Source organism: Priestia megaterium (assembly GCF_009497655.1).
Lineage (GTDB): Bacteria > Bacillota > Bacilli > Bacillales > Bacillaceae_H > Priestia > Priestia zanthoxyli.
Window position 1 is genome coordinate 337,685 of the sequence record NZ_CP023317.1, and the last position, 22,250, is coordinate 359,934.

The 22,250-nt window shown below is 38.7% G+C and carries 19 protein-coding genes, 1 pseudogene and 1 riboswitch; of the genes and pseudogenes, 15 read left to right on the forward strand and 5 right to left on the reverse strand.

The window, feature by feature from the left end; all coding sequences use genetic code 11:
- The first annotated feature begins 5 nt into the window (after positions 1 to 5).
- Complete coding sequence (locus CEQ83_RS01790; protein ID WP_034267022.1) at positions 6 to 845, forward strand: YihY/virulence factor BrkB family protein; 840 nt, start codon at positions 6 to 8, stop codon at positions 843 to 845.
- Between the two features lie 229 nt (positions 846 to 1,074).
- On the opposite strand, the gene CEQ83_RS01795 is transcribed toward CEQ83_RS01790, so the two are convergent.
- On the reverse strand, positions 1,075 to 2,994 hold the full coding sequence (locus CEQ83_RS01795) for a heavy metal translocating P-type ATPase (protein ID WP_028412454.1): 1,920 nt from the start codon (positions 2,992 to 2,994) through the stop codon (positions 1,075 to 1,077).
- A 225-nt stretch (positions 2,995 to 3,219) separates the two neighbouring features.
- Positions 3,220 to 3,369 carry a BH0509 family protein gene (locus tag CEQ83_RS01800; RefSeq protein ID WP_013055132.1) on the reverse strand — a complete coding sequence of 50 codons (150 nt, stop codon included), beginning with the start codon at positions 3,367 to 3,369 and terminating at the stop codon, positions 3,220 to 3,222.
- Positions 3,370 to 3,577: 208 nt separating this feature from the next.
- On the opposite strand from CEQ83_RS01800, the gene CEQ83_RS01805 reads away from it, so the two are divergent.
- Both CEQ83_RS01805 and CEQ83_RS01810 read left to right on the forward strand, forming a co-directional pair.
- The gene (locus tag CEQ83_RS01805) at positions 3,578 to 3,895 is read left to right on the forward strand and encodes an ArsR/SmtB family transcription factor (protein ID WP_098999464.1); all 318 of its coding nucleotides are present in this window, start codon (positions 3,578 to 3,580) and stop codon (positions 3,893 to 3,895) included.
- A gap of 15 nt (positions 3,896 to 3,910) precedes the next feature.
- The gene (locus CEQ83_RS01810; protein ID WP_098999465.1) at positions 3,911 to 4,837 is read left to right on the forward strand and encodes a cation diffusion facilitator family transporter; all 927 of its coding nucleotides are present in this window, start codon (positions 3,911 to 3,913) and stop codon (positions 4,835 to 4,837) included.
- Between the two features lie 14 nt (positions 4,838 to 4,851).
- On the opposite strand, the gene CEQ83_RS01815 is transcribed toward CEQ83_RS01810, so the two are convergent.
- Positions 4,852 to 6,036, reverse strand: coding sequence for an MFS transporter (locus CEQ83_RS01815; RefSeq protein WP_098999466.1), 1,185 nt, complete (start codon positions 6,034 to 6,036; stop codon positions 4,852 to 4,854).
- Between the two features lie 181 nt (positions 6,037 to 6,217).
- Here CEQ83_RS01815 and CEQ83_RS01820 point away from each other — a divergent pair, with 181 nt between their 5' ends.
- From CEQ83_RS01820 to CEQ83_RS01830, 3 genes are all read left to right on the forward strand, one after another.
- On the forward strand, positions 6,218 to 6,673 hold the full coding sequence (locus CEQ83_RS01820) for a DUF3237 domain-containing protein (protein WP_028412450.1): 456 nt from the start codon (positions 6,218 to 6,220) through the stop codon (positions 6,671 to 6,673).
- A 25-nt stretch (positions 6,674 to 6,698) separates the two neighbouring features.
- A complete protein-coding gene (locus CEQ83_RS01825; RefSeq protein ID WP_048021570.1) occupies positions 6,699 to 7,187 on the forward strand; it encodes a phenolic acid decarboxylase in 489 nt (162 codons plus the stop codon).
- Positions 7,188 to 7,393: 206 nt separating this feature from the next.
- Positions 7,394 to 7,777 (forward strand): OsmC family protein, encoded by a 384-nt coding sequence (locus CEQ83_RS01830; RefSeq protein WP_034263756.1) that lies wholly within the window; start codon positions 7,394 to 7,396, stop codon positions 7,775 to 7,777.
- 19 nt (positions 7,778 to 7,796) lie between these two features.
- On the opposite strand, the gene CEQ83_RS01835 is transcribed toward CEQ83_RS01830, so the two are convergent.
- Positions 7,797 to 8,210 (reverse strand): pyridoxamine 5'-phosphate oxidase family protein, encoded by a 414-nt coding sequence (locus CEQ83_RS01835; protein WP_034263743.1) that lies wholly within the window; start codon positions 8,208 to 8,210, stop codon positions 7,797 to 7,799.
- A 200-nt stretch (positions 8,211 to 8,410) separates the two neighbouring features.
- Between CEQ83_RS01835 and cax the strand changes: the two genes are divergently transcribed.
- Both cax and CEQ83_RS01845 read left to right on the forward strand, forming a co-directional pair.
- Complete coding sequence (cax, locus tag CEQ83_RS01840; RefSeq protein ID WP_034263745.1) at positions 8,411 to 9,466, forward strand: calcium/proton exchanger; 1,056 nt, start codon at positions 8,411 to 8,413, stop codon at positions 9,464 to 9,466.
- A gap of 140 nt (positions 9,467 to 9,606) precedes the next feature.
- Complete coding sequence (locus CEQ83_RS01845) at positions 9,607 to 10,407, forward strand: YfkD famly protein (RefSeq protein WP_028412446.1); 801 nt, start codon at positions 9,607 to 9,609, stop codon at positions 10,405 to 10,407.
- 36 nt (positions 10,408 to 10,443) lie between these two features.
- On the opposite strand, the gene yfkAB is transcribed toward CEQ83_RS01845, so the two are convergent.
- The gene (yfkAB, locus tag CEQ83_RS01850) at positions 10,444 to 11,562 is read right to left on the reverse strand and encodes a radical SAM/CxCxxxxC motif protein YfkAB (RefSeq protein WP_028412445.1); all 1,119 of its coding nucleotides are present in this window, start codon (positions 11,560 to 11,562) and stop codon (positions 10,444 to 10,446) included.
- Positions 11,563 to 11,765: 203 nt separating this feature from the next.
- Here yfkAB and CEQ83_RS01855 point away from each other — a divergent pair, with 203 nt between their 5' ends.
- The 7 genes and pseudogenes from CEQ83_RS01855 to CEQ83_RS01885 all read left to right on the forward strand — a co-directional run bounded on the left by CEQ83_RS01855 (position 11,766) and on the right by CEQ83_RS01885 (position 21,893).
- The gene (locus tag CEQ83_RS01855; protein WP_013081532.1) at positions 11,766 to 11,951 is read left to right on the forward strand and encodes an SE1561 family protein; all 186 of its coding nucleotides are present in this window, start codon (positions 11,766 to 11,768) and stop codon (positions 11,949 to 11,951) included.
- 162 nt (positions 11,952 to 12,113) lie between these two features.
- Positions 12,114 to 13,655, forward strand: coding sequence for a fumarate hydratase (locus CEQ83_RS01860; RefSeq protein ID WP_098627107.1), 1,542 nt, complete (start codon positions 12,114 to 12,116; stop codon positions 13,653 to 13,655).
- Between the two features lie 94 nt (positions 13,656 to 13,749).
- The gene (gene pdaA, locus CEQ83_RS01865) at positions 13,750 to 14,559 is read left to right on the forward strand and encodes a delta-lactam-biosynthetic de-N-acetylase (protein WP_028412443.1); all 810 of its coding nucleotides are present in this window, start codon (positions 13,750 to 13,752) and stop codon (positions 14,557 to 14,559) included.
- Between the two features lie 162 nt (positions 14,560 to 14,721).
- Complete coding sequence (gene rlmD, locus CEQ83_RS01870; RefSeq protein WP_098999467.1) at positions 14,722 to 16,107, forward strand: 23S rRNA (uracil(1939)-C(5))-methyltransferase RlmD; 1,386 nt, start codon at positions 14,722 to 14,724, stop codon at positions 16,105 to 16,107.
- Between the two features lie 282 nt (positions 16,108 to 16,389).
- Positions 16,390 to 17,739: pseudogene (locus CEQ83_RS01875) on the forward strand (FAD-binding oxidoreductase).
- Between the two features lie 199 nt (positions 17,740 to 17,938).
- Positions 17,939 to 18,019, forward strand: a riboswitch (glycine riboswitch).
- A 159-nt stretch (positions 18,020 to 18,178) separates the two neighbouring features.
- Positions 18,179 to 19,522, forward strand: coding sequence for an amino acid permease (locus tag CEQ83_RS01880; protein WP_028412440.1), 1,344 nt, complete (start codon positions 18,179 to 18,181; stop codon positions 19,520 to 19,522).
- 229 nt (positions 19,523 to 19,751) lie between these two features.
- The gene (locus tag CEQ83_RS01885) at positions 19,752 to 21,893 is read left to right on the forward strand and encodes a PAS domain-containing sensor histidine kinase (protein WP_028412439.1); all 2,142 of its coding nucleotides are present in this window, start codon (positions 19,752 to 19,754) and stop codon (positions 21,891 to 21,893) included.
- Positions 21,894 to 22,250 lie beyond the last annotated feature (357 nt).

Sequence of the window (22,250 nt, forward strand, 5' to 3'; positions counted from 1 at the left end):
CACATATGGCTGGAATATACATAAATAACATCGTAAAGTTTGGCAAAGAACTCATGGGCCGCATTCATCGAGATGAGCTGCCCAGCTTATCAGCTGAATTGGCTTATTATTTGCTGCTCTCGCTATTTCCTTTTTTAATTTTCTTAATTACGCTGATTGGATTTTTGCCATTGGAATCAACAGATCTGCTTGACTTGGTCGAAAATGTAGCGCCACAGCAAACGCTGCACATGATTGAAAGCAACGTTTCTCATATCATTGGTTCTCATAATGAAAAACTATTATCCTTTGGTATCATTGCCACGATGTGGTCTGCTTCAAATGGAATTAATGCGATCGTAAGGGCATTTAACCGAGCGTATCACGTACAAGAAAATCGGCCGTTTTTAGTGGCGAGAGGCATGGCAGTTCTCCTTACTTTTGCGATGATATTTGTTATTATTGTAGCGCTTTTACTTCCTGTTTTCGGTCATATGATTGGTCTTTATTTATCGTCTACGTTTGGATTTTCAGAAACTTTTCTCGCTTTATGGTCTGCCTCCCGCTGGATTATCAGCGGTCTCATTTTGTTTACTGTTTTTACGGGGTTGTATTACTTTGCTCCTAATAAAAAGCTGCTGATTCGAAATGTTGTAAAAGGAGCGGCTTTTGCTACGGTCGGGTGGACAGTGGTATCGATGCTGTTTGCGTATTACGTAAATCATTTCAATAACTATACAGCTACATATGGAAGCTTGGGCGGAATTATTATCCTGCTTATTTGGCTGTATCTATCAGGTATGATTATCGTTATTGGAGGAGAAATTAACGCTATTTTCTACGACCGTCGAGTTAAATCTTCATAGTCACAAATTGGGATGAAATCATTCGCAAGATATGAGCATACTAACAAAGTGAAAGGGAGGTTTTACATCATGACAAAGCATACGAAAAAAGACGGAAGCAATACAAAGCAAAATAAAAAGAGCCAGCCCAAGCATAAAACAAGCAACAGCCAAAATGGACAAAACGGTTACCATTAAGGCATTGATTTCCATAATAAAAAGCCTAACAAATACGTTAGGCTTTTTTTCGTCAAGATTTTAGCAAGCGAAGGCCGTTTAAAATAACTAAAATGGTGCTGCCTTCGTGACCAATAACACCAAATGGCATATCAAGCACTTGGAAAAAATTCGAACAAATTAATAAAAAGATGACGGCAATAGAAAAAATAACGTTTTGCTTCACAATTGAGTTCATTCGTCTGGAAAGAGCTACTGCATCCGAAATTTTTGATAAATCATTTTTCATTAAAACAATATCTGCCGTTTCCAGTGCCACATCGGTTCCTTCTCCCATGGCTACTCCAACGTTAGCAGTAGCGAGAGCAGGTGCATCGTTAATGCCATCTCCCACCATTGAAACGGTAGGGAATTTTTCTTTTAACGCTTTAATTTTATCTACTTTCGCTTCAGGCAAACATTCTGCAATGTATTCATCGACGGCACATTCTTTTGAAATGGCCTCGGCTGTTTTTTCGCTGTCTCCTGTAATCATGACGGTATGAATACCCTGCTCTTTCAGAGATTTAACAGCTTCTACAGCTTCTGTTCGTACAACGTCTTTTAGCGCAAGCAATCCCACAATACCATGCTGGTCTTTTGCGTACACAATCGTTTTTCCTTCACTGGCAAGCGTAGATGAAATCCCATTTTCAAATTCAGCTGCTTCTTCTTTACCTACAAAATCTGCTTTTCCTATCTTCCACGTATCTTCTTGAAGAGACCCAATCACACCGTATCCGGGAACGTCTTCAAGTGAATCTGGCTGAACGAGCGTCAATTCCTGCTTGTTTTTCACAAAGTCAACAATGGATTGAGCAAGCGGATGATTAGACTGACGTTCAATGGATGCTATTTTAATAAGAAATTCCTGTTCGTTTATATCAGAACGTACAATAACATTTGTCACTTCTGGCTTTCCTTTTGTTAACGTGCCTGTTTTGTCAAAAGCAATTGCGCTTAAATGGCTTAACCTTTCCAAATGCACGCCGCCTTTGAACAAAATTCCTTTTTTTGCTCCGTTTGAAATAGCAGACAGCGAAGCAGGGGTGATAGATGCAACTAGGGCGCAAGGAGACGCTACAACTAAGAGAATCATTGCTCGGTAAAATGTCTCGGTCCAGCTCCATCCAAGCACATAGTGGGGGAGAAACAGCATAACTGCCACAACCGATAGAACAATTTTTACGTATGTGCCTTCAAATCGTTCGATAAACAATTGAGAAGGAGACTTTTCACTTTGAGCCGTTTGAACAAGTTGAATGATCTTTTGAAACAGCGTCTCAGCACTTGGCTTTGTCATTTTAATGGTAATGGCGCCTTTCACATTCACCGTGCCCGCGAATACTTCATCGTCGAGCTGTTTTAGTACAGGGACAGATTCACCCGTAATAGCCGCCTGATCAATCGTTGTTTGACCTGAGACAACAATACCATCGGATGGCACTCGTTCACCCGGCTTAACTAACAGCAAGTCTCCGATTTGTAAATCTGAAATGGAGACAATTTCTTCTTGGTCTCCAATCAGCCGCGTTGCTTCTTGCGGCTGCAAATTCATTAAGGCGCTAATTTCTCGGTTGCTTTTATTCATGGTGTACGTTTCTAATGCACCGCTTAGTGCAAAAATGAAAATAAGCATAGCACCTTCTGTCCAGTAGCCAATTACAGCCGCTCCAATGGCCGCAATAATCATTAGCATTTCGACGTTTAATTCTTTATTTTCAATCGTTTCTTCAATGCCTTCTTTTGCTTTAGCAAATCCACCTATCACATAAGCTAATACAAAGAGCGTAATAGATACAGCTGTATCCTGCTGTTTTGAAATCAGCCAGCCGGCTAAAATAAGCACTCCGCTCAACAGTGCAGCAATGAGTTCACCATGTGTTTTTAATACGTTGACAGCAGAAGATGTTTGCGGCGTTTGTTCTTGTTTTTTAGGTAACGCATTTTCCATACAAATCCTCCTTGAACGATAATTGAGAAAAATAATCACAATCATTACCCCTAAAAAAGCACGAAAGCTGCCATCTCAGCGATAGCAGCACACTTTTTCCATTTATTATCTTTTGAATTGGGATATTTAGTATAGTATAGCACGGAACAAGCAAGGAGGTAACAACTAATGCTTAAAAAATAAAAACAGAATGCAGCTGGACGTCTGCATTCTGTAAAAAACGTACTACATATCTAAATGCTCTTCATAATATTTATAAGCGGAAGTGTAAATGTGCTCGATATCGGCATCCGTCATGTACATTAAGGTTTCACGGTCGATCCCCTTCATTGTTTCAATAAATGTAATCATGTTTTTACGTTCTTGTCTGCTCATTTATTATTCTCCTCTCCATCTGTTTTAATACAGTTTATTATATTTAATTGTATTATATAACAGAAAAAGTATTTTGTGTGGATTTTTTTTTAAAATAGGCAAAAAAATTTTGAAAGACGTAAATAATTGACTATAGAGAAAAAGGTATTTTATAATTTATATATGAACATATGCTCATATACTTGCATATAATGAACGGAGAGATGTTATGAAAAAAGATGAACATTCGTTTTTATCACCTCAAACAGTAGAAGAAGCATCAAGAATACTAAAAGCTATTTCAGATCCTACGAGAATGAAGATTCTCTATTTGCTATTTCAAGAAGAGTGTTCAGTCGGTCATATGGTTGAAGTGCTTGGTGTTTCACAATCAGCTATTTCACATCAGTTAACTCACTTGCGTCATTTACGTTTAGTAAAATATCGCCGTGAAGGGAATACGTATTTCTATACGTACGATGATGAACACGTGGTTGGAATATTGCATCAAGTGATTCAGCACGTAGAATGCGCACATAACAATTAGAAGGAGGGGCTTTGCATGAGTCATGATCATCACCACCATCATCATGGTCATCATCACCATTTTGATACACAGCGTGAAGGCAACAAAAAAGGTCTGTTAATTGCACTAATTATCACCGCGGGTATTATGGTTCTTGAGTTTGTTGGAGGGCTTTTTACAAATAGTTTAGCGCTATTATCCGATAGCGGACACATGCTGTCGGATACAAGCTCACTTGCTCTTAGCCTCGTAGCCATATGGTTTGCTAACCGAGATGCGTCGGCTAAAAAAACGTACGGTTATTATCGTTTTGAAATATTAGCGGCTCTTTTTAACGGAGTGGCACTGTTTGTAATAGCAGGGTTTATCATTTATGAAGCCTATCAGCGCGTACTGGAGCCGCAGTCTGTAGCAAGCGGCAGCATGATGCTGATTGCTGCTGTTGGTTTACTCGCTAATTTAATCAGCGCATGGTCACTTATGAGACAAGGCGATGTAAAAGGAAATGTAAATTTGCGCAGCGCTTACTTACACGTATTGGGAGATGCTTTAGGGTCTATTGGAGCTATTGTAGCGGGACTTCTTATGATGCTGTTTGGATGGTATATTGCTGATCCGATTATTTCTGTAGTTGTGTCTGTATTAATTTTAAAAAGCGCTTGGGGCGTGCTTGCTCATAGCGTTCATATTTTGATGGAAGGCTCTCCTGAAGGAGTGGATCACAGTGAAATAAAAAACCTTCTTGAAAACATTGAAGGAGTCAAAGATGTGCATGATTTACACATCTGGACGATTACTTCAGGACTGGACTCATTGAGCTGTCATATGCGCGTAGAAGATGAAAAAGATTGTCAGCAGATTTTGCAAAAAGCCATTGATTTAGTACACGATCACTGTGGTATTGAGCATACGACGATACAAATTGAAAAATCAGCTCTTCAGCACCGGACGCTAAAAGTTTAAAAACAAGCGAGAACTTATAAGTTCTCGCTTGTTTTTTGCTGCATAGGCATTTTTTGTCCGAATACAAAAAGAAGGATAAAAATAAAGCCAAGCATCCCGCTAATAATATTAAAAAAGCTGACATGATGAAAGAACTGAATAAAAGTACCGCCTATGTAAGGACCGGCAAGGCTTCCGATACTAAAAGCAATGCCGCATAGTAAATTACCTGTAGGAAGCAGACGAGTAGGAATCAAATCCGTCATATAGCTGATTCCTAAACTAAACGTAGAACCTACAACCATGCCTGCTATAAATAAACACGCTACTAATGGAATAGCGGTGTCTTCCAAGAGACTTGCTGTAAAAAAAGTCACGGCTCCAATTGATAAAATCCATCCTAATACCAATTTCCGTCCGAATTTATCGCTCAGTATGCCAAGAGGAAGCTGAAACACAATAGCTCCAACTGCAAAGGAAGTCAGCAGCAGTGAAATAAACTCTACTTGCAATCCAATTCGTAAACCGTATACAGGAAAGCTGCCGTTCAGTGATGACTCTAAAAAACCATATCCAAAAGGCGGTAAAAAAGCAATCCAAGCATATTTAGCCGCTTTAGAAAATCGCTTAGCCGTTTCTTTTAATGAATTAACCTCAACTCCCTGAAGGGGAAATTCATTTTTTATCAAAAATAAAAATACCCACGTTAGAAGACATAGAGCAGAAGAAATCATAAAAGGCAGCGCTTGATTAATTTCAATTAACGGCGTCATTAAAGGACCAACAGCAAAACCAATACCAAAAAAGAGCCCATACAGTGAAATGTTTCTACCTCTTTTATCAGCAGGGGAAGACGATGTAATCCACGTTTGAGTTCCAAAGTGCAGCGCGTGATCTCCTATTCCAATAAATAAACGGAGCACAAACCAAAATACAACAGATTTCCACAGGGGAAACAAAGCTAAAGATACAATAACTAAAAGTCCTCCTGCTGCGATAATTGGCTTGTATCCGTATCTGCGAAGCGGCGCTTCCATGAAAGGAGAAATAAATAAGATGCCCAGGTACAATCCAGTTGCGTTTAATCCGTTTATAGTAGAGGAAAGACCATCTTTCTCAAAAATAATAGCAATTAAAGGCAGCAGCATGCCTTGGCTGAATCCAGAAATGGCGACAAGGCTAACTAAAATCCAGAAACGTTGTTGATGAGTAGCACCCATAGCATTTAACCTCTTTTTATCTATATTTTGTCAATCCAACTGTTTAATCGTACAAGGAAAACACTTTATTGACAAGGATATAAACAGGCCGTGCTGTCCATTTGACATCTTTATGTAAGGGGAGTAGAATAAAACGTGTAAATATTTACATGTTTTTATTTACAATTAAGAGGTGATTGCTATGATAGAACCAGGGCTGAAGAAAATAGCAACATTCACAATTAATGTTGGTACACCCGTCGTTATTGGTCATACAGGATTAGGAAAAAAACAGTTTATTCCCATTAAGTCAGGTACTGCAGACGGGGAAATAAAAGGCTTAATTCTTCCAAGTGGAGCGGATTCTCAAATTATTCGTTGGGATGGCCGCGTCGATTTATCTGCACGATATGTCATTCAAACAGAAGATGATGAACTTATTTATATTGAAAACAATGGAATACGTCAGGTTAGTGAAGAGTTTAGAGAACAGGCTGCTGAAGGTGAAATTATACCCCCAGAGCACGTTTACTTTCGTACGATTCCTGTCTTTGAAACTGGAAGTGCAAAGTATAAGTGGTTACAGGACCGCATGTTTATAGGCGCTGCTGTAAGAAACCCAGAAAGCGTTGTGCTAGACATATACGAAGTTTTATAAATCAAATCAAAGGAGAGGTATAGACATGGAAAAATTTATTGGAAATCATATGATTTACACATACGAAAACGGATGGGAATATGAAATCTATATTAAAAACGAAAATACAATCGATTATCGTATTCATAGCGGAATGGTGGCAGGACGATGGGTTCGTGACCAAAAAGTAGATATTGTGAAATTAACAGAAGGTGTATATAAAGTATCTTGGACTGAACCAACGGGGACAGATGTATCTTTGAACTTTATGCCTGATGAAAAACGCATGCACGGAATTATTTTCTTCCCAAAATGGGTACATGAACATCCTGAAATTACCGTGTGCTATCAAAATGATTATCTTGATTTAATGCATGAATCCCGTGAAAAATACGAAACATATCCGAAATACGTGGTTCCCGAATTTGCTGACATTACATTCATCACAAATGTCGGAGTAAACAATGAGGAAGTTATCGCTCAAGCGCCTTACGAAGGAATGACGGATGATATTCGCGCTGGAAAATTAATTTAATACGGAGTCATACAAAAGGCTAGGACAAAAGTATATTAGTTGAAGGAAGATCCGAACGAAGTTGATTCTTGATCAAGAATCAACTTCGTTCGGATTTTTTTATTGTGATGGTGCCCGGAAATAAACCGCGGTGTAACAAGTGATCTATAGTGAGAGTAGTTGGTTATATAAAAAACGGTTTATAATGAAGGAAAGGAGTGAAGAAAATGGAATTTAACATGAAAAAAGAGGCGGGGTTTACGACAGATTTTCCTTATGGAGAGCTACATATCGCCGGAGATGAAGAGCATGGCTTTCGTCCGTATCAGCTAATGACATCATCCATTGCCGTGTGCAGCGGAGGCGTGTTAAGAAAGATTCTAGAGAAAAAAAGAATCGCTTTTTCCGATTTACGCATCCAAGCTGATGTAACGCGCAATGATGAAAAAGCGGGGCGAATCGAAAAAATTCATTTGCACTATATCATCACGGGAAAAGACCTGCCATTAGACAAAATTGAAAAATCGATTGAGCTAGCCCGAAAAAATTGTTCAATGCTACAGTCGGTTATTGACAGTATAGAAGTGACAGAAACCTTCGAAATAAAATAAAAGTGGACATTGTCCACTTTTATATTTCTTTTGGTTTGCTTCCGGCTTTATCAAAATAGCGCATGCGTTCAGGAGTCAGCTGAAGAAGCAAAAAATTTGGGTCATCTGGACTTTTAATCCACTCTTTTAACTTTTCATTCCAAAATTTCTTTTTTAACTCTTCGTTTGTTTCTACATTTACTTTGGCTTCTACCTCTACATACGGATCACTCCAACCTTGCCCATCATAGCCTAACAAAATATGAACGTAAGGGTTTTTTTCTAGTTCTTCGACTTTGTGGGTATCTTTATTGGTGGCGGTGTAAAGCACAAGATCTTCATGAAAAAACATCATAAAGCGTGAATAAGGTTTTCCATCTTGAATCGTAGCTAACGTTCCGATTGTATAGTCATCCAGTACCGATAAAATTTGATTTTTTACATCATTACTCATTTTTTCACTCCTCATTCTATCTCATTATCCTTGGTAGTTTGGCTGATTTTTAAATATCTTAATCAAAAATCAATTAGAGGTTTATCATTTATAAAAATAGGTTAAAAATACTAACATTGACGGTGAGTCTATACAAATTCCATTAATTTGATATGATTGATTTTGTTGTAAAAAAATGAATAAGGTAGGTGTACATATCGATGATCAATCGGATTTTTCTGATAGCGGTTATTCTTGGGGTGCCGCTATCTGTTATTGGGCACATGATGCACTGGTCAGATGTTCTTATGTTTATTATTTACTGTTTAACAATCATTGCCCTCGCAGCTTTTATGGGAAGAGCTACAGAGAGCTTAGCTGTTGTAGCTGGTCCTCGAATAGGCGGTCTATTGAATGCTACCTTTGGTAACGCTGTAGAATTAATTATTTCGATTTTTGCTTTAAAAGAAGGCCTTACAGCCGTGGTGCTTGCATCGTTAACCGGTTCTGTATTAGGAAATCTCCTTCTTGTAGGCGGTCTTTCATTCTTTATCGGGGGACTTAAATTTAAGCGTCAAGAATTTAATGTCTATGATGCAAGACATAATTCTGGATTATTGATCTTTGCTGTTATCGTTGCGTTTGTTATTCCTGAAGTGTTTGCTAGCGAAATGGACGAAGCGAAGACCATGTCTCTAAGTGTCGGAATTTCCATTATTCTCATCATCTTATACTTAGCGGCGTTATTCTTTAAGCTGGTCACGCATCGAGGCGTGTATCAGCATAAAAGTGAAGAAGTGGAAGAACATGAGGAGCCAGAGTGGTCAATGTGGAAAGCGATTGCGGTTCTCTTTTTGTCTACGTTAGCGGTGGCTTACGTATCCGAAAGCTTGGTAAGCACAATCGAAATTGTCTCGGAAAGCTTTGGCTGGAGTGAGCTGTTTATCGGGGTCATCATTGTAGCGATTGTTGGGAACGCGGCAGAGCATGCTTCCGCTATTATTATGGCCGTTAAAAATCGCATGGGTGTAGCTGTTGAAATTGCTGTTGGATCAACTTTACAAGTAGCGATGTTTGTAGCACCAATATTAGTACTTGTTTCGCTAATGTTCGAAAGCCAAATGTCTCTTGTTTTTACTTGGCCTGAGTTGATTGCGATGGTAACAGCCGTATTTTTAACGATTGCGATTTCTAATGACGGAGATACAAACTGGTTTGAAGGCGCAACTCTTTTAGGTGCTTATATTATTATGGGAATTGGTTTTTATCTTATTTAAAAAAGAAACGTTCACTTTATGTGGACGTTTCTTTTTTGTAAGTGAATAGAAGAATTTCCCTTTTGGTATTCAGGATAAAACAGGGGATGTTTGAAAAAACTATGGTTGCATTCATTAACGATGTTGAAAGGAGTTTCTAGATGTTACGTAAATTGCTTTTATTTGTGTTTACCATCATTATTTCATTTTCATGTTCAACGAAGATCGCCATTGCAAAAACAGCTCAGCCTACCATCAACGTGCCTTCTTCAGCTTTAAATATTTCAAAAGAAAATACGTATCCAAATGCTAGTCAAGACACGCCTTATTTGCAGCCGAGTGAGTTCACAAAAGAGCTCATTGAAACGTCAAATGTAAAAATTGAAAACCCTGATTTAATTCGTATATTAAATGAATCAAACATTTCTAAAACTCCATGGGCAATTGGATTCAGAGCAACCATTTTTTTAGGACAGTGGCCGTTAAATTATGAATCAACAGAAACAAACGTTAACTGGCAGCACCAGCGAATCAATACGAATCATTATGATAACAGAGCGGGAAAAACTCAGTACAAAATGATGTACAGTCAGGAAAATCAAAGCCATGTAAAAGGCGGATTAACGGCAAAAGTGCCTCAGCCTGATCATGTTAAACAAATGATGCTAATTGAAGCAGCTAAAAAAACAAAGCTCACTTTATCATTTCAAACGTTTGTAGGTGCCGGAACGAAAAAAGACCAGGTGTATAACGTAGCTCCTAAAAAAGTAGGTTATCTCTATGCGTACACGCCTGCTGTAAGTGAAAAGGGAAAAGTAACGTATGGGGAAGTATATGTAACGGTAAAAGGCAGCAAGCGTTCAATTGTGGTGAGAAATGTAACTTCTCAAGGAATTGGAGCATGGATTCCAGTACAAGATTATGTCTCCTTAAGTTTCGGGGCTTACGATCAGCCGAGATAACAAAAAAAGAGATTCCAGTGGTGGAATCTCTTTTTGTTATTTTGTAATCTTCGCTTGGAGTTTGCTAAAATCAGTATCTTGATAATAGCTGTTTTTTACCAAAATATTAGGTCCCAAACAAGAGACCGCTGAACAATGGCAGCTAAGTTCTTTAGAAATTGTGCTTTGCTGCCACGTATCAAAAGCGTCTGTAAGCTTTGTATCTTGAATGTTGCCAAGAGGAGGCGTATCACCAAAATCAGTTACGATAATATCTCCGTCGAAAATATTTACATTTAGGCGAGAACGTCCGTCTGGATCGTTTCGAACGGTTACATTTTTACTGCTATACAAGCGCTGTAAAAGCGTTAAGTCTTCCTCGTTATTACTGCATGCATAAAACGGCAGCGTGCCGAATAGCATCCACACATTTTCATCTCGAATATCAAGAAGGTGATGAATCGCTTGACGCATTTCAGGAAGAGATAATGTCTCTAAGGTGCTGGCAAAGTCACTTGGATACATAGGGTGTACTTCGTGACGCTGACAAAGCATTTCATCCACAATTTGACGATGAATTTTTTCCATATGAGGAAGCGTACGTTTATTTAACATCGTTTCAGCTGATACCGTTACACCTGCTTTTACAAGCGCGCGGCTGTTTTCAATCATACGGTCGAAATATTTGGCGCGCTGCTCATAAGTAGGCTTTCGCTCCATCATTGCAAAGCCAGCTTCAACAAAGTCGTCCATCGTTCCCCAATTGTGAGAAATATGTAAAACATCTAAATAAGGAATGATTTGTTCGTAACGAGCAAGATCTAATGTTAAATTTGAATTAATCTGTGTACGGACACCTCGTTCGTGTGCATACTTTAATAAAGGCACCACATAATTTTTCACAGAAGATAGAGACATCATAGGCTCTCCGCCCGTGATGCTTAACGCTCGAAGTGTTGGAATTTCATCGAGACGTTTTAAAATTAAATCAAGAGGCAGTGCGTTTGGGTCTTTTGGCTGCAGCGTATATCCAACTGCGCAGTGCTCACATCGCATATTACAAAGCGTCGTTGTTGTAAATTCAACGTTTGTGAGCGTCGGTTTGCCATATTGTTTCATATCTAAATACGCTTCCCACGGATCGAATTCCGGGGTAATTCGTTGTAAAGTGGCCATAAAAAAACTCCTTTTATTTTTCCGTAAAGTGAAATGATGATGAAAACATCTCACGGTCCGTCCTGCTAGACTAAATTATACGTCCCATTCAAAACGGACACCAGTGACTATTATGGATTTTATTGCTTTTAGTTGTCAAATATGAAAGTATTCGTTAGGATATAAGGAAATACGAATGAAAAGCTACATCAGGAGGGTTTAAAATGGGAAACGCCGTTCGAGATAAAGATTCACAAGTACGTTATTTAAAAGATCGTTTAAATATGTTTGTACATGTATTAGACTCTATGGAGCCTGAAAACACAGATCTAGAAGATATTGACCGTTTGATTACAATGATTGATGACTTAGAAGCAAAATGTGAGCAGTTTAAAAAAGATAAAGAATGAAGAAGAAAAAAGCGCTAGAAAGACTAGCGCTTTTTTGCTTGAAGTAGAAATCCTCCTATAAAGGTCTTTCGAAACAATTTTTGAAGGAGTATAATAAATTTTGAAAGTTGTACGACAGATAGATAAATACATACATTAGCGGGATATGGGAGGAATTAAGTGATGATTGAAGCTTTAAAACAAAGCATGTACGATTTAATTGTTGAAACATCTACAAAATTGCCAAAAGACGTTCGACGTGCTATCGCAAAGGCAAAAGCGCGTGAAAATGCAGGAACGCGTGCAGCAATGTCTTTAGCGACCATTACCAATAATATTAAGATGGCGGATGATAATTTATCGCCAATTTGTCAAGATACAGGTATGCCAACATTTAAAATTAAAACCCCTGTAGGAGTGAATCAGCTTCAAATTAAAGAAGCGATTTATTGGGCAATTGAAGAAGCAACAAAGCACGGAAAGCTTCGCCCTAATTCTGTAGATTCGTTAACGGGAGAAAACAGCGGTAATAATTTAGGCGGAGGCACGCCGGTTATTAAGTTTGAACAGTGGGAAAATGACTATATTGATGCGCGTCTTATTTTAAAAGGCGGCGGCTGTGAAAATAAAAACATTCAGTATAGCCTGCCTTGTGAAGTAGAAGGGTTAGGCCGAGCTGGTCGTGATTTAGACGGTATTCGTAAATGTGTGATGCACTCAGTATACCAAGCGCAAGGCCAAGGCTGTAGCGCCGGCGTCATTGGTGTTGGAATCGGTGGCGACCGTACAACAGGCTATGAATTAGCAAAAGAGCAGCTGTTCCGAAACTTAGATGACGAAAATCCAAACGCTCAGCTGAAAGAATTAGAAGAGTATGTAATGGAAAATGCTAATAAGTTAGGAATCGGTACAATGGGCTTTGGCGGAGAAACGACATTACTTGGCTGTAAAGTCGGCGTAATCAATCGTATTCCTGCTAGCTTCTATGTGTCAGTTGCGTATAACTGCTGGGCTTACCGTCGCTTAGGTATTAAAATCAACGCTGATACAGGAAGCGTTCAAGAGTGGCTGTATCAAGAAGGCGAAGAAGTAGATTTTAATAAAAATGCAGGTGCAGAAGAGAAACAAAATGCGGATGAAACAAAAGAAGTTGTATTACAAGCACCTATTACAGAAGAGCAAATTCGTGAATTAAAAGTTGGTGACGTAGTGCGCATCAACGGTATGATCTACACAGGACGCGACGCTATTCATAAACATTTAACAGACCACGATGCGCCAATTGATTTAAATGGACAAATCATTTATCACTGTGGCCCGGTTATGTTAAAAGATGAAGATGAAAAATGGCACGTAACCGCTGCAGGACCAACAACAAGTATCCGTGAAGAACCTTACCAAGGAGATATTATGAAGAAATTTGGTATCCGCGCGGTTATCGGTAAAGGCGGTATGGGTCCTAAAACGCTTGCTGCTCTTCAAGAGCACGGCGGTGTGTACTTAAATGCTATCGGAGGAGCTGCGCAGTACTATGCTGATTGTATCAAGAGCGTAGAAGGCGTTGATTTGATGCAGTTCGGTATTCCTGAAGCAATGTGGCATTTAAAAGTAGAAGGTTTTACAGCTGTAGTGACGATGGATTCACACGGAAACAGCTTGCATGCAGATGTAGACAAGTCTTCATTTGAAAAGCTTGAGCAATTTAAAGAACCGGTATTTAAATAAACATACGTCCGGAGCGTATGGTAAAAAGTAACGTTCATGAACGAGAAAATTGAGTGGATACTAAGCGTAAAATGACTTCCGAAAGGAGCTTCTTATGCGCCGGTTCACCTTTTTTCTCGTTTTTTTATTCGTGATGTCAACAGGCCTAGCATCTGTTGAAGCACAAATGTATCCAAACACTCCGATCAGCTGGGGATTTCAAAAAAGTAAAAATCACAAGCCCGCATCCGCAGGTACAGCTTATGAACACATTCTTGCTAAGTATGATGCGTTTTACCTCGGCGATACAACTAAAAAAAATATTTATTTAACGTTTGATAACGGTTATGAAAATGGTTATACCCCGCAGGTATTAGACGTGCTCAAAAAAAGAAAGGTTCCTGCGACGTTTTTTGTAACAGGACACTATTTAAAAGAAGAGCCTAAGCTAATTAAGCGAATGGTAAAAGAAGGGCATATTGTCGGCAATCATTCATGGCATCACCCTGACTTAACTCAAGTGGATGATGCACGTTTTAAAGAAGAGCTGCAAAAAGTAAAAGATGAATACAAGAATATTACCGGTCGTGATGAAATGAAGTATCTCCGCTCACCTAGAGGTGTATTTAGCGAACGAACGCTAGCTCTTTCAAAGCAAGAAGGCTATACGAATGTATTTTGGTCACTAGCATTTGTTGACTGGAAAGTGAATGAACAAAAAGGCTGGCGCTACTCATACGACAATATGATGACTCAAATACATCCAGGTGCGATCATGCTTCTGCATACCGTTTCAAAGGATAACGCAGATGCGTTAGATCAAGCGATTGTGGATTTAAAAAAGCAGGGCTATACGTTTAAAAGTATTGATGATTTAATGAACGAACGTAAACAATTGAAAAAAAGTCCTTCTAAAACGAAATAAAGATAAAAACCGACGGGAATGTTTCTCCTGTCGGTTTTTTGCTGTTGAAGTGTTATAATATGCGTTGATGTCTTTTTTAAAGCGATACGGTCCAATAGGTTTTAAGCAGTTAAAGACCGTTAATAACTATATAAAGAATTTAAACTAATCGGAGTTGGTCTCATGAATAAACCAAAAACTGAAATGAAAGTTCAAAAAGGACAAACGTTTCCGTTGACGATAAAAAGACTCGGTATTAATGGAGAAGGCGTAGGCTATTTTAAGCGCCAAGTCGTCTTTGTACCGGGAGCATTACCGAATGAAGAAGTGGTTGTAGAAGCAACAAATGTTCAGCATAAGTTTGCCGAAGGGAAAATCAAGCGAATTCGCAAAAAATCTCCTCATCGCGTAGAAGCACCCTGTCCGATTTACGACCAGTGCGGAGGCTGCCAGCTTCAGCACTTATCTTATGAAGGTCAGCTAGAATCCAAGCGGGATATTGTTCTGCAAGCGTTCGAACGTCACAGTTCATTAAAAAAAGTAGAGGAAAAAACTCGCCAAACGATTGGTATGGAAGATCCGTGGCGCTACCGTAATAAATCTCAGTTTCAAGTCGGCGTGGACAAACAAAAAGTCATTGCTGGTTTGTATGGACTGAATTCTCACCGCTTGATTGATATTGAAAACTGTCCCATTCAGCATAAAGCTACAAATCACGTGACAAAAGAAATAAAACGAATTTTACAAGACCTTCAAATCCCTATCTACAACGAGCGCAAACGCCGTGGAATTGTGCGTACTATCGTATCTCGAGTAGGATTTGAAACGGGTGAAGTGCAAATTGTTTTAATCACGGCTAAAAAAGAAATTCCGAAAAAAGAGCTGCTGATGAAAGAAATTCAGCGCCGCCTGCCGGAAGTGAAATCGCTCGTACAAAACGTAAACGGCCAAAAAACATCGCTTATTTTTGGAGACGAAACGTTTACGCTCGCTGGAAAATCGGTGATTCAAGAAACGTTAGGTGATATCTCATTCGAACTTTCAGCGCGTGCATTTTTCCAGCTGAATCCTCTTCAAACGGTGAAGCTATATGACGAAGTAAAAAAAGCAGCTGCGCTAACAGGCAGTGAAAAAATCGTAGATGCTTACTGCGGAGTAGGGACGATTGGCTTATGGCTTGCTAAAGATGCCAAAGAAATTCGCGGAATGGACACGATTGAAGAATCCATTGTAGACGCGAGAAAAAATGCCAAAGATCATGGATTTGAACATGCCACATACGTGACAGGTCCAGCTGAAAAATGGATGCCGCAGTGGGTAAAAGAAGGCTGGAAGCCAGACGTTATCGTTGTTGACCCGCCGCGAACAGGCTGTGATGACAAGCTTCTAAAAACAATTTTACAAGTAAAGCCAAAGAAAGTGGTTTACGTTTCTTGTAATCCATCCACATTAGCGAAAGATGTGCAGCAGCTGTCGAAGGCTTATAACGTTGATTACATTCAGCCTGTTGATATGTTCCCTCATACGGCGCACGTGGAGAATGTGGTGAGTTTGACGTTAAAGAAATAAATAGATGAAGAGTAAAGGGCAGATTTGGTTCTGCTCTTTTTTTATTTGAAGTGGACTCTTGTTGGAAGAAAAAATATTCTAATATATCTAATTTGAATTATTGGAAAGTTATGTTTTAGAAAGCATCGGAGCACCGAAAAGAAGTTTTATTAGTACTTATATTTCATTTTTTATAGAGATGATAAACGCCAATCTAGTCTTGAAAACCCAAACCCTCAACCACCCCAAGAATACTATAGTAATAAAACTACTAAAAAGTATATACAGAGGGGCAGAGGTCAAATGGACTCAATGTTTTTGAAAGGGCTTACAGGTAAAGTGGTAACGCCGAAAGACCCCATTTATGAGGAAGCTCGTCAGGAATGGAATCGCGCTATTGATAAATTTCCGCTTGTGATTGTGTACTGTGAAAAAAAGCAGGATGTTGTAAATGCGATCCACTGGGCACGTAAGCATCGTGTAGAGATTCGGATTTGATCTGGCGGTCATCATTATGAAGGGTATTCTACAGGTGACTGTGTTTTAGTCATTGATATTAGTCGGTTAAACGCGTTGAAGTTGGATAGGAAACGGAACATCTTAAAGGTGGAAGCGGGAGCAAAGAATACGGAAGTGTATGATTTCATCGGTTCGAACGGATATGTGTTTCCAGGAGGAACGTGTCCGACTGTTGGTGTATCAGGCTTTACGCTCGGAGGCGGCTGGGGGCTTTCGAGCAGACTTTACGGATTAGGGTGTGACAGCTTGATGGAGCTAGAATTGGTCAATTATGAAGGAAAGCTCATTAAGGCAAACCAATCGTGTAACGCTGATCTTTTTTGGGCATGCCGAGGTGCCGGTGGCGGTAATTTTGGCGTTGTAGTAAGCATGACGTTTCAGCTTCCAAAGCCAGCGAACCGCTCTGTGACGCTCGTTCGGTTCTTTTATGTAGGTACTACAAAGGAAAAACAGGCACAAGTGATGAATATATGGCAAAACTGGCTGCCTGAACTGGACAAACGTATGACGCTAGTTGCCAGTTTTTATAATGCAGAAGGAGAAGGATTGGGCATATTTGCGAACGGCTTCTTTTACGGATCTCCAGAAAGAGCTCGAAAGATCTTGCAGCCTTTTGCAGAGGTGGAGGGGTTCCGAGTCGAGCTAGAGTCATTATCTTTTCTTGAAGCGGTACAAAAGATAGAAGCAACCTATCCTCCGTCTGAAAAATTTAAGTCAACGGGAAGATTTGTGCAAAGAAGTTATTCAGTTGGCGAGCTTGAAAATCTTGCAGATCTCATACAGCGTCCAGCGGAAGGGTCCGTTTACGCCGCGATTTCTTTTTATGCACTAGGAGGAGAAATTCGCAGTGTTGGTAAAAGAGAAACAGCCTTCTTTTACAGAAACTCCAGATATATTCTGGGCTTTCAATCCGTGTGGACAGACGATGCGTTTGCAAGCGCAAACAGAGAATGGCTTCGCAAGCGATTTGAATATATTAAAAGTATTACGGTAGGTTCCTATGTGAATTTCCCTATCAGCAACCTTAGAAACTATGAGCGTGAGTATTTTGGAGACAACGCAGAGCGGTTAGAAAGAGTAAATAAAAAGTACGATCCATTTAACGTATTTAGGTTTCCGCAGGGACTCAGGTAGCATGTAGAAAAGGATACTAAGTTGACGATTGAACCTGTTTCATTACCTTCTTTCGAAGAAGGTAAATAAATGAAAGTCATCTTTCTTGTTGACAAAGCATCCAACTGGTATTAGAATAAACAACTATTCGACAGTCATTATCTTGATCGAAAAATTTAATACGTAGAAAGCTATGATTGCTATGGATCACACTATAGCAGGAGCAGCTTCTGGAGAGATCGCGATAGTTTCGCGACGCCGAAGGGTTCACAATCTCAGGCAAAAGGACAGAAGAGTACCGGATATTTATTTGGTATGTTACTAATTGGTAGCATGTACCATAATATTTGTTATTCTTATGACCATGAGATTGGAGCGCATCCAATCTCTTTTTTTATTGGACTTTATTTTGTAGTTCGCACGATCGTATCAAAGGTTTTATTGTTAGGAGGAGTTAGAGTTGGAACAACGAGAATTAAAGAGGGATTTATCCAATCGTCATGTTCAGCTAATCGCGATTGGAGGAACCATTGGGACGGGATTATTTTTAGGTTCTGGTAAAGCCATACAGCTTGCAGGTCCCTCTATCATCTTTGCTTATTTAATTGTGGGTATTGCGCTTTTCTTTGTGATGAGAGCGCTAGGAGAACTACTGCTGTCTAAAGCAGGTTATCAATCGTTAACAGATATTGCTGAAGAGTATCTTGGACCATGGGCTTCATTTGTCACAGGGTGGACGTACTGGTTTTGCTGGATCATGACAGCTATGGCTGATGTGATTGCCGTTGGCGTATATGTGAAATATTGGTTCAATATTCCTCAGTGGATTCCTGCACTTATTTGTGTAATCATTTTATTAGGACTTAACTTATTAACCGTAAAATTATTTGGAGAATTAGAGTTTTGGTTTGCTTTAATAAAGGTTATTACGATTCTTGCGTTAATTGTTATTGGCGTTATTTTACTGGTAATCGGATTTAAAACAGATGCAGGATCCGTTACGGTTCAAAATCTTTGGAATCATGGAGGACTGTTTCCAAACGGTGTTTCAGGTTTCTTACTTTCATTCCAAATGGTTATTTTCGCATACGTCGGGGTTGAATTGGTTGGGGTATCGGCAGCAGAAACATCAAATCCCCAAAAAAATATTCCATCGGCCATTAATAAAATTCCGCTGCGAATCTTATTTTTCTATGTTGGAGCGCTTATCGTCCTTTTATTTATTAACCCGTGGATGGAATTGAATGCAGCAGAAAGCCCATTTGTTAAAACCTTTAGTTTAGTCGGAATTCCGCTTGCTGCTGGAATTATTAATTTTGTTGTATTAACTTCAGCCGCTTCTGCTTGTAATAGCGGAATGTTTTCAACGAGCCGTATCTTATATAACTTAAGTAAAAATGACCAAGGGCCATCTACGTTTGCAAAACTGAACAAAAACCACGTACCAAGCAACGGATTGTTTGTATCTACGCTGGTTATCTCGGCGGGAGCTTTGTTAAGCAAACTGATACCAGATCAAGCTTTTGGCATCGTAACAACCATCAGCGCTATTTGTTTCATTTGGGTGTGGAGTATCATTTTGATTTGCCATCTAAGATATAAAAAAACACGTCCGCAGCTGCATGCAGCATCAACATTCAAAGCACCGTTAACACCATTTATAAACTATGTTGTGCTAGCGTTGTTTGCAGTGATTCTTATTATTATGCTGTTTTCTGATGCGACGCGCCCAGCCTTATTGTTGACACCCGTTTGGTTTATTCTCTTATTTGGTTTTTACGGGGCTAGAAGGAAGAAGAAATAGTAAATGGGTGACCTCATCATTTCGTGATGGGGTCTTTTTATTGGAAGATAAATAATTGATTTCTACTGTATGAAGAAAATGCAGTGAAAAAGCTCATAGTTTTCTGATAGTAATGTAGAACCAAATGCTTTTCTTCTATGTCTAAAGGTGGAATTCTATCATTTACATGGAAAAGTTTTCATTTTGCAGTACAATGGAGGTAGACTTCATTGAATTAAGGTGAACAAACATGAAATGGTTTAAATCTCATACGTTTTGGAAAATCTTCACGATTAATGTGCTTCTTATTTGTACCGTACTGACGCTAATGTTTATAGTTTCAAGAGTGATGCTGCCTAATATTTCTCAAGATCAATATCGACAGGTAACTGATAAAACCGTCAAGAGAATGAAAGAGCAAATTAACATCGTTATTAAAGATATTTGGAGCTTGGGCGACGAGGTACAGCAAGATCCTATTTTTTTATCAGATGATGAACAAGAGATAGACAAAGAACTGCAGAAAATAGTTAATATTTCACCGTATATCGATAGCGGAACCATTTTTAATACAAAAGGGTATGTGGAGCATTATTACCCAGATGATTTAAAGAGTATGAAGCACGTGAACTTAAGTAAAAGAAAATATTTTCAAGAAGCGCTGCGAACTAAAAAAATATATTTAAGCGATGTCGTTTCAGCAGACACAAAGCATTACATTGTGGTGATGGCAATTCCTATTTTGGATGAGCAGCAAAATGTAAAAAAAGTTATAAATTTAGCGCTGCGCATTGAAGAAAATAAAAGCTTTCAATCCATTTTTCAAACGTTCGATATAGGAGAGAACGGCTATACGTTTATTGTAGACCGCAATGGTAGAATTATTTCACACCCTGAGAAACAGAGAATCGGTGAAAATGCCAGGGAAAATGAAATCGTTCAGGAAACGATGAATCATAAATCAGGATATCAGCGCGTTGTGAACACCGAAGGTAAGTACTTCTTTGCGTCATTTGAATATATTCCTGTTTTGGATTGGGGAATTGTCGCTGAATTACCCGTTGAAGAAATTTACAGGCCTTATGAAACGTTTGAAAAAACGCTTTGGACCGTTTCAGGTATTACAATTTTACTACTTTCTTTTTTTACTGCGTTATATGCAAGGCAAATTGTGAATCCTATTCGTAAACTATATGAATTGGCGGGACAAGTAGCTCGCGGGAATTTTAATCAAAAAATTCCGGAACGAGAAATTGAGCGGGGGGAAATCGGTACTTTATCTAAACAGTTTAATGAAATGATTAGCTATATACGCCATTCTAAAGCAAATTTACAGCAAAAAGAAAATCAGCTGCAGGAACAAAAAACGTTTTTAAGACAAGTCATTGACATTAATCCAAGCTATATTTATGCCATTAATCAAAAAAGGGAGTTCATTCTTGTTAATGAATCTTTTGCGATGCTGCTAGGTGAAAAATCTGATGACTTGATTGGACAACCAATTGATAAATATCAATTCAACCTTCAATCAGATCTTTTATATAAAGGGACGTTTTCAAACTGTACGCAAAAAGGGATGGTATTAGAAGAACAGTTTAAAGATTCGAAAGGAAACCGGCGCTGGGTCGAAACAGCAAAACTTCCTATTATGAATGAAAAACAGGAAGTGATTCAAATGCTGTGCGTATCGACAGATATTACGGAGCGTAAAAAAGCAGAAGAGAAGCTTAGAACTTCTGAGAAGCTTGCCGTTGTAGGAGAACTTGCAGCTGGAGTTGCTCACGAGATCAAAAATCCTTTGACTTCTTTAAAAGGTTTTGTTCACTTATTAAAAGAACAAAATCCCAAAGATGCTTTGTATATAGATATCATGGAAACTGAATTAGAACGAATGAATGGAATCGTAGAAGAATTTTTGATGTTAGGAAAACCTCAGGTTATGAATGTTGAACCCTTGAATATGCAAGCGCTTGTTCAAGAAGTGTGCTCGCTTCTTGAACCTGAAGCAGTAGAAAAAAAGGTAGCTTTCATATTTGAAAGGGATGAGCAATTACCGCAGGTATATGGAGATAAAAATCAGTTAAAACAAGTATTTATTAATATTATTAAAAACTCTATCGAAGCAATGCCTGAAGGAGGGGGTATTCATATTACGATTAAAGCAAAAGAAAACCACCTTTGGCTGCAGCTTGCTGATGAAGGGCAAGGTATTCCTCCTGAACGGTTAGCGAAGATAGGTGAGCCTTTTTATAGTACAAAAGAAAAAGGTACAGGTTTAGGGCTGATGGTCAGCTATCGGATTATTAAAGCTCATCATGCGCAGATGACATTTTCTAGTCAGTTAAATCAAGGAACAAGTGTGGATATATTGTTTCCAATCATAAAAAAGTAGGGGAAGTTCCCCTACTTTTTATTATTATACTTATAATATATCAAAAGCTTTCATGTTACTAAAACAAACGAAAGTGCTAAAGAAGATATCCACAGGTTAACAAGAAGTTAACTGCTGAATTGTATAGGATATTCACAACTTTATCCACATTATTCACATTTTTTCAGAAAATTTACATAAAAATTACCCACTGTTATTTCAAGTTATGAAAGCGGTAATATACATATCTGATAAAGTTATGCACATTATCCACATAATTGTGGGTAAACTTTGTGGATATAGTAAAGTATTAAAAAATCGTAAATCATACGCATGAAATCTTTGCGTTATTATCTTTACATAATATAAAACGTCCTT